Origin of the sequence: Mesorhizobium sp. M7A.F.Ca.CA.001.04.2.1 (assembly GCF_003998485.1) — a bacterium.
GTDB classification, from domain to species: Bacteria; Pseudomonadota; Alphaproteobacteria; order Rhizobiales; family Rhizobiaceae; genus Mesorhizobium; species Mesorhizobium ciceri.
Window position 1 is genome coordinate 43,680 of sequence record NZ_RZQT01000037.1, and the last position, 8,496, is coordinate 52,175.

Sequence of the window (8,496 nt, forward strand, 5' to 3'; positions counted from 1 at the left end):
ACTGGAACTGAGCTTCGCATCACGGGACTTCGCATTACGGCACTGCCGGGTGGGGATTGCAGCAAAAAACGAAACCTACTTGAAGGGAGGAAGAATGAACAAGTGGACGCTCAGTCGCCGTGCGGTCATGAAGGGGATGCTGCTAGGGTCGGCTGCACCGTGGGTCATGCGCTCCAGGGCGTTCGCCTCGTCGTCGTGCGACGATCACATCGTGCGTCTTGGCAACATCGTCGCTCCCGACTCGATGAACCCGTTTGTCACCTGGGGCTCGTTCTGGCCGATCACCTTCACCTATGACCTTTTAGTGGGCCCGGACGCGCTGCGCCACCCCGACTGGAAGGCGTCGTTTGCCAAAGGGTGGTCCGTTGCTGACGACACCGTCACGTGGACCTTCAAGATCTGGCCTGGCATGAAGTGGTCGGACGGCCAGCCCGCTACAGCCAGAGATGCCGCATTCACCTACAACTACCTGCTTGGCTCCATAGGCAAGGCCGACGAACTTAACATCGGCTTCAACAACACGGGCGGATTTGAACGGTTCAAGTCGATCACGGCCCTCGACGACGAGACCTTGCAGATCGTGACCAAGGCCCCTACCCGCCTGCCGCTTTACAAGAATGTAATGATTGTTCCTGAGCACATCTGGAAGGACATCAGCTACGCTGATGCGCGCAGCACCTTCCGCAACGACCCGCCGCTGGTGGGCACGGGCCCGATGATCGTTGCGGAGTTTCAGCAGGGCCAGTTTGCCCGTCTCGTGCCGAACAAATATTTCCGCACGGGAAAGCCGAAGACGTCCGGCATAATCATACGCTTCTTCGATTCGGCTGATCCCCTAGCACAGGGCCTAAAGAGCGGAAGCCTCGATTACGGCAGCCCCCCGACGGCTGCCCAATGGGCCGACCTCTCGAAGGATCCTAGCATCGTGGTCGGTGAAGTGCGCGTCGAGCAGCGGAATTACCTGGCTTTCAACACCCTGTCCGGTGACGGGGCAGGCAGCACGAAGGCCCTGCAGGATCCGGCGTTTCGCGATGCGATCGGGTATGCGATTGACCAGAAGACGATCGTCGATCGTGCCTACCGTGGACATGCCGACCCCGGAGTGGGATTGGTCATGCCGTTGGCCGCCGACTACTACTCGGACCTTGGGGACATCAGACGCCATTTCGATCCCGCGGAGGCCGGCCGCCGGCTCGATGCCGCGGGGTATCGGGACACGAACGGCGACGGCGTTCGGGAGGATAAGGAGGGAAAACGCTTCCAGCTCGAGCTGATCACCGGAACCGACTCCGGTGAACTCGAAATACCGATCGCGGCCGTGCAACTCGTCGCAGGCTGGTTGGGACAAATCGGCATTCCCGTATCGGTGACCCAGTTCGATTCCGGTGCGCTCGGCGCCCACACGGCAGCGCCAGAGAACGGCGGCGGAGGCTGGGATCTGCTCGTTCGTGGGGGCTGGTTGTCTCCCTCGCCTCACGACCTACTCGCCTTGGGCGACAGCAAGCGCATTGGCATCGACAACACTTCCTACTGGAAAAATGATAAGTTCGAAGAGCTCGTGTCGGAGGTCGACGTCACAGTCGATCTTAAACAGAGCCAGGAACTAGTCGATCAGGCGGCACGCCTCATTTACACAGAAGCGCCTTATATCATGCTGTGTTACCCCTTTATGCTTGACGCTCATCGCAAGGATTGTTTCGAGGGGTGGGGGTCGCCGGACAGTATAGCCGCGTGGAGTTACTTTCCGCTTGACCGCCTGAAGCCGGTGCCAGCCCCATGAATGGAGGCGGAACAACGCGACACATCGCCCGCATTCTCATCAGGGCCATTATAACCCTCCTGATGGTGGCCACTCTGAACTTCATCCTGTTCCGGGTCATTCCAGGCGACCCTGCATCGCTTTTGCTCGGCGGGGCACGCGCCAGCGTGACCGCTGAGCAGATCGAGGCCCAGCGCCAGAACTGGGGGCTTAACCGGCCACTTTTCCCGGACCAGACAGTCGACTTCTTGTCGGCAACTCTCCACGGCGATCTGGGGTACAGCTTCAAGTTCAGGGGCAGACGTGTCGATGACCTAATTTTGGAGCGGTTGCCGGCCACCATCGCCCTCGTCGGTCTGGCCCAATTCATCGCCATTCTATGCGGGGTTATGCTTGGCCTATACGCGGGTTGGCGCAGAGGAGGAGCCATCGACCATATCGCGACTGGAGCCTCCCTTGCGCTCTATTCGACGCCTTCTTTCTGGCTGGCCATGATCCTGGTTGTGATTTTCAGCACAGCGTTGGGTTGGTTTCCGGGCTACGGTGCGTACTCTCCCGGCGCGATCCCCGGCTCCCTGAATTCGTTGCTCGATTACTTGCGGCATCTCGCGCTTCCGGTCACCGCCGTGGCGCTTGGACTTATCGGCCAATATGTCGTGGTCGCCCGTGCCGCAATGAGTGAAGTAGTCACCGAGGATTACATGGTAACCGCACGGGCCAAAGGGCTGACCAATGGTCAGATGCTGATGCGTCATGCATTTCGCAATGCGATGCTGCCGGTCGTGACCTTGATTACCCTCAATCTTGGCTATGTGGTGGCAGGCGCCATCACGGTCGAGGCCGTATTCGCCTGGCCAGGCATCGGCGGCCTGACGGTGGAGGCTCTCAACGCCCGGGACTATCCAGTCCTTCAAGGAATATTCCTGTTGCTTGGTGCCTCGATTGTTCTCGCAAACCTCGTGGCCGATCTTGCCTACGGTCTTCTTGATCCCAGGGTCCGGCAATGAGTGAAAGTACAGTTCGATATTCCCCGCGGGCCCGGGCGCGCGCGATAAAAGGCTTTCTGCGCCAATTTCTCAACTACGCCGGCGCTCAGGTGGGCCTCGTATGTCTGGTATTCTTTGTTATTGTGGCAGCAGTCCCCAATATTCTCGTGGGACCACTTCAGACTGCAATCAATGCAACGGGCGATTTCCTCGCGCCACCATCAGCCCAGCATCTGCTGGGTACGGATGAGGTGGGGCGTGACGTGCTCAATCTGGTCGTCCACGGTGCCCGGATCTCGCTCACTATTGCGCTACTGGCGACTGTGATCAGCCTCGTCGTCGGCACTACGATCGGTATGACGGCTGGCTACTATGGTGGCCGGGTCGATGTTTGGCTGATGCGCTTGACGGACTTCTTTTTTATTATGCCGTCCTTCGTGCTGGCGCTGGTCATCACACCCGTGGTTCTCGAGGTGATGGGGCGCGGCGGAGACATCCTCGGCTTTCGTCCTTCTCTTTTCGTGATCCTTGTCGTTATCGGCATGACAAGCTGGGCGTTCGTTGCACGTATCGTTCGCAGCCAGACACTGTCGCTTAAAGAGCGAACATTCATTGATCGTGCGCGCGTTGCGGGTAGCAGTAATTTCAGCATCATGGTGCGGCACATCCTTCCCAATCTCGTGCCGCAAATCGCAGCGAACGGTGCGCTGGTCGTAGCCGGGGCAATCTATGTCGAGACATCGCTCTCGTTCCTTGGGCTTGGCGATCCGTTGCAGCCTTCGTGGGGCACTTTGCTGTCGCTCGCTCAACGCGCTGGAGCCGCTAGCGCCGGAGCCTGGTGGTATCTCGGTGCCCCCGGAGTGTGCGTCCTAATGGTTTCCCTTAGCTTCGTTCTGGTTGGTAACGCCCTCGACGACACTTTCAATCCACGGCGGAGGGTTGTTCCATGACAAACTCCTCCCACGACAAGGCTCCGCTTCTAGAAGTCGAGGGGCTTTCGGTCGACTATGGTCTTAAGGGCGTTTCGTCGCGTGCGATCGACAGAGTTAGCTTCGCGCTCCAGGCCGGAGAGGCCATTGGCCTCGTCGGAGAATCGGGCAGCGGGAAAACCACGACCGCCATGGCGATTGCGGGTCTGCTATCACCCAACGCGCGGGTCAGCAGCGGCGAGGTGCGTTATCGCGGCTATCGAGTGCCGATCGATGACGATGCCGCTATGCGGCCACATCGCTGGAGCGAAACGTCCGTTGTCTTCCAGGGCGCGATGAATGCGCTCAATCCCGTTCACCGCATCCTCAAACAAATAGCCGAGCCATGCATGCTGAAGCTCGGGATGCCGAGGGCTGACGCAATCGCCCGAGCAAAGGAATTGCTTGAACTTGTCGGCATTCCGGTCGATCGCGGGGCCGCCTATCCCCACGAATTGTCAGGCGGCATGCGTCAAAGGGTGATGATTGCGATGGCGCTCGCATGTCGCCCCTCGATCATCATTGGCGATGAGCCCACGACCGCACTGGATGTCATTACCCAGGCTCAGATCCTCAAACTGCTGGCCGACTTGCGATCGCAGCTGAATCTCGCCCTCATTTTGATCACCCACGACCTTTCTGTGGTGGCTGAGTGTTGTGATCGCGTCATGATCATGTACGCGGGCCGCATCGTCGAGGACGGCACTGTCGCCGAGATCTTCGCTCAGCCCAAACATCCCTACACCCGCCTGCTGATCGACTCGATCCCGAACCCGGCGAGCGGCAAAAAGTTCATCCGGCCAATACCGGGTGATCCCCCTAACCTGGTGAACCGACCCTCGGGCTGCGCTTTCCATCCGCGTTGCCCGTCGGCTATGGCGGTTTGCGCGACCGAAGTCCCTGGCATCGATAAGTTCGGGCAGGGACGCGTCGCCTGTCATCTTCACCGGTCCTCGCAAGAAGACAAGGTCGCAACTCATGCCTGACACTGCCGATATCCTGCGTCTTGAGAGCCTGCAGGTCCATTTTCCTATCCAGGGCGGGCTGTTCGACCGTGTCCTGGGCCGACCTGCCAGCGCCGTGCGCGCGGTAGACGGGATCGACCTCAACATCGGACGGGGGGAGATCATCGCCCTTGTGGGTGAATCGGGAAGCGGCAAGACGACGGTGGGCCGCGTCATCACCAAGCTTGCCCAGCCGACAGGCGGCAGGCTGTTGTTCGAAGGCCGCGACATGACCGCGGAGCGAGGCGCCTCGGCCCTGCGTCCTTACCGGCATCGCGTGCAGATGATCTTCCAGGACGCCTATCAGGCGCTCAACCCGCGACATACCGTGTTCGATATCGTGGCGGAGCCGTTGCGGTCGCTACGGCTCGTTGAAAACAGCATCCAGCTCACCGACCGGGTGAGCGAAGCTCTGGCGTCCGCCGGGCTAAATCCTCCCGGCGATTTCTTCGCCCGCTTCCCGCACGAGCTGTCTGGCGGCCAGCGTCAGCGGGTCGTGATTGCCGGAGCGCTTGCCGTGAAGCCGGATCTCATCGTTGCCGATGAACCTGTGTCGATGCTCGATGTCTCGATACGCGCACAGATCCTTCAGGTACTGGTCGACCTGCGCGACAAGTACAACATGGCGCTGCTGTTCATCACGCACGACCTGCCTCTTGCCTGGTTGATCGCCGACCGGATTGCCGTGTTGTATCTTGGAAAAATGGTCGAGATCGGTAGCGCTGACGAGATCACATTCAGCCCCCGCCATCCGTATACCGTCGCCTTGCGCAACGCCACACCGCAGATTGGCGCTAACGCTGGTCGCGCCGAGTTGCCGGCCCTGCAAGGCGAGGTTCCGAGCGCCGCACGCGTGCCGAAGGGCTGTCGCTTCCATTCGCGTTGCCCTCTCACCTTCGATCGCTGCAAAGTAGAGGAGCCACTGGCCATCGAAGTAGGACCACAGCACTTGTCTGCGTGCTGGCTGGCGAAGTGAAGGCGGAAATTTTTTGCAACTGCTGGGGTCGCAAGACTGGGGCTTAGCCCGGATCTCTCTCAGAGTTGAGGTGCATCGGGGCTCCGAATCAGGGAAAATGCTTCTGCTACAAAGACTTACTCGAGGCAGAGGTGCTCCCCGATGCAAACAGAGTGTAGCGCAGAACGGTTTGATTTTGGAGCCGTTGAAAAGCGAGCGGTCGTGGCCGGTTTTGACGGCAGGACGATCACCTCGGATGCCGGCGCGCTTTTTGCTGGGGCTACGGAGCGGGCGATCGGACTGGTCGACCGCTTTGCCCGCTGCTTCGTGGATGCCCGCAATCCGGTCGAGCATGCGGTGAGGACGCTGGTCGGGCAGCGCATCTTCGCGCTGGCGCTCGGCTATGGAGACCTCAGCGACCACGACGAATTGCGCCATGATCCGGTGCTGGGCGGCAAGCTCAAGGCGCGGCGTCACAAGAAATGCGCGGCCGCAACCTTCGCGCGATCACAAAATCAGCCACGATCCGGCGGCGATCGAGGCGCTGTTCGTGACTTGTTCCTTGGCGCGCACGCGGCCCCGCCCGAAGAGATCGTGCGCGATCTGGACGCCACCGACGATCCCCTGCACGGCAATCAGGAGGGGCCGCTTCTTCCATGGCTATTACGGCAATTACTGCTACCTGCCGCTCTACGTCTTCTGCGGCGATCACTTGCTGTGCGCCAAGCTGCGGCCCGCCAACATCGCCGCCGCCGCCGGCTCGGTTCAGGAGATCGCGCGCATCGTGCGCCAGTTGCGCCAGCGCTGGCCCAAGCTGCGCATCGTGCTGCGCGCCGATACCGGCTTCGCCCGTGAGGAACTGATGGACTGGTGCGAGCAGAACGCCGTCGAGTACCTGTTCGGCCTGGCCCGTAATGTCGGGCTGGCCCGGCACATCGGAGCTGAACTGGAGCAAGCCAGAGCAGAGAGCTCCCTCACCAGCCGGCCCGCCCGCCGCTTCAAGGACTTCCTGTGGACCACGCGCAAGAGCTGGAGCCGCCGGCGCCGGGTCGTGGCCAAGGCCGAGTGGACGCAAGGTGAGGCCAACCCGCGCTTCGTCGTCACCTCGGTCGATCCCGAGGCCTGGCCGGCACGAAGACCTCTACTGTGCCCGTGGCGAGATGGAGAACCGCATCAAGGAATGCCAGCTCGATCTGTTCGCCGACCGCACCTCGGCCGCCACCATGCGGGCCAGCCAGCTCAGGCTCTGGTTCGCCTCGATGGCCTATGTGCTGGTCTGCGCGCTGCGCCGCATCGGCCTGGCCAACACCCGCCTCGCCAGGGCAAGCTGCGCCACCATCCGCCTCAAACTGTTCAAGATCGGCGCCCTGGTCAGCGTCTCGGGCGCCGCATCAGGCTGGCCATGAACTCGGCCTGCCCTTCCAGCGCGAGTGGACCCTGACCTACGCCAGACTGTCGGCAGCCGCCATCTGAGCGCCCCGATCCACCCCTCCCGTCAACAACAAGGATATCGCCGAACCACAACGACCGCTTCGCGCGGCGACAGCCCTTGCGCAACTCATGCGCCCGCAAAAATGCCGCGCACAGACATATGCCGGAAGACAGTGTGAGATATCGCGGGTTAGGCCGTCGCATTGACGAGCACCGGATGTGTGAATCAGCCGCCTGAACCAACCGTCTCGATTGGGTGGCGCTCTACCACCAACTCTCCCGGTACAGAGGACGATGTTCACTCGAGAGAGATGTAAAACCTCTCTGATTGGGGTCTTTGAGGTTGAGATGCTACTGCACCTTTTTCTGAACCGTTCCGTGGGTCACTCACCGTGGAACAGGGAGAACCCGGTGGATGCTGGCACGCTACTCCACGGTGATGAAGGGCGCCGGTGCTTGCTCCACGAGTTTCGAGGTCGCGGCACTGAAGCGAGCAGTCCCGGGTGCCCAGCACCTCGGTGTTTCCGTGGCCGTCGGCGATGATCTGGGCCTCGATGTGGCGTGGCTTGTCGAGGAACCGTTCAGCATAGCATTCACCGCGGCCAAAGGCCTCCGTTGCCTCGCGCACAGCCGAATCGAAGAGTTCGCCCACCTCTTCACGTCAGCGCGCGACCTTCGTGCCCGCCGCAGCCGAAGGCGGCCTTGATGGCGAGTGGCAGGCCCGCCTTCTTCGCAAAGGCGACCGCTTCCGCCGCCGAGACGAGGGGCCGCCTCACGCAGCCACAATCAAACAACGTGACAACTCCGGTTTGTGCTTAAGGACATTCCCCAAGCCTCCATGTGGAGCGCACCCTGTTTTGACCGGACAGTCGGCGTGGCCGGTGGAAATGCAAGCAGTTGCTCATATCAGTTTCGAGGTGGCCACCCAAGATTTGATATTAGCCGGTTTTAGGACAATTGCTAAACTAAGAAATTATGGATCCTAGGACGGATCTCGAAGCAGGGGCGAAATCATCACGATGTAGTCACTTAATTGAGACCAGAGTCTGCAGGGCACGAACGCCGTGGTCCCGGATGCTTCCTCTACATGGATGCGCCGGATTTGCCACACAAGCCATCAGGCACAAGTCGGAGATATCCATGGAGGGTAGCCTGGACGGCAAAAACGTCCGTCGCAGCAGTAAGCGCAACGGTTGTGAGCGGCCCCTCCGCAACATGCCGCCATTGTTATGATTGCCGAGGCGTGAGTCTCACGAGCGAACCCCAACTTGAAACGGCCCGCCACATGACGCTGCCCTCGATCGCCAATCCCGACCTCGACATCTTGTTCGACAACCAGCCGCGCTGGAACCTGCCCGACTACCGCCGCCGCGGCTTCCACAATTTCCACACC

General features: G+C 60.8%; 5 protein-coding genes and 2 pseudogenes. 6 read left to right on the top strand and 1 reads right to left on the bottom strand.

What is annotated here, in order from left to right; all coding sequences use genetic code 11:
- Positions 1–94: 94 nt before the first annotated feature.
- From EN955_RS14570 to EN955_RS14595, 6 genes and pseudogenes are all read left to right on the top strand, one after another.
- The gene (locus tag EN955_RS14570) at positions 95–1,780 is read left to right on the top strand and encodes an ABC transporter substrate-binding protein (RefSeq protein ID WP_024505850.1); all 1,686 of its coding nucleotides are present in this window, start codon (positions 95–97) and stop codon (positions 1,778–1,780) included.
- Entirely contained in the window at positions 1,777–2,766 is a 990-nt protein-coding gene (locus EN955_RS14575) for an ABC transporter permease (RefSeq protein ID WP_024505851.1), read from the top strand. The genes EN955_RS14570 and EN955_RS14575 overlap by 4 nt, the downstream gene beginning before the upstream one ends.
- Positions 2,763–3,695 carry an ABC transporter permease gene (locus EN955_RS14580; protein ID WP_024505852.1) on the top strand — a complete coding sequence of 311 codons (933 nt, stop codon included), beginning with the start codon at positions 2,763–2,765 and terminating at the stop codon, positions 3,693–3,695. Before EN955_RS14575 ends, EN955_RS14580 begins: the two co-directional genes overlap by 4 nt.
- The gene (locus EN955_RS14585; protein ID WP_024505853.1) at positions 3,692–4,699 is read left to right on the top strand and encodes an ABC transporter ATP-binding protein; all 1,008 of its coding nucleotides are present in this window, start codon (positions 3,692–3,694) and stop codon (positions 4,697–4,699) included. The genes EN955_RS14580 and EN955_RS14585 overlap by 4 nt, the downstream gene beginning before the upstream one ends.
- The gene (locus tag EN955_RS14590; protein ID WP_024505854.1) at positions 4,692–5,693 is read left to right on the top strand and encodes an ABC transporter ATP-binding protein; all 1,002 of its coding nucleotides are present in this window, start codon (positions 4,692–4,694) and stop codon (positions 5,691–5,693) included. The genes EN955_RS14585 and EN955_RS14590 overlap by 8 nt, the downstream gene beginning before the upstream one ends.
- Positions 5,694–5,834: 141 nt before the next feature.
- Positions 5,835–7,145: pseudogene (locus EN955_RS14595) on the top strand (IS1380 family transposase).
- Positions 7,146–7,532: 387 nt separating this feature from the next.
- Here EN955_RS14595 and EN955_RS14600 read toward each other — a convergent pair.
- Positions 7,533–7,870 (bottom strand): annotated as a pseudogene (locus EN955_RS14600) (acetyl/propionyl-CoA carboxylase subunit alpha); the annotation flags it as partial.
- Between the last annotated feature and the right edge of the window lie 626 nt (positions 7,871–8,496).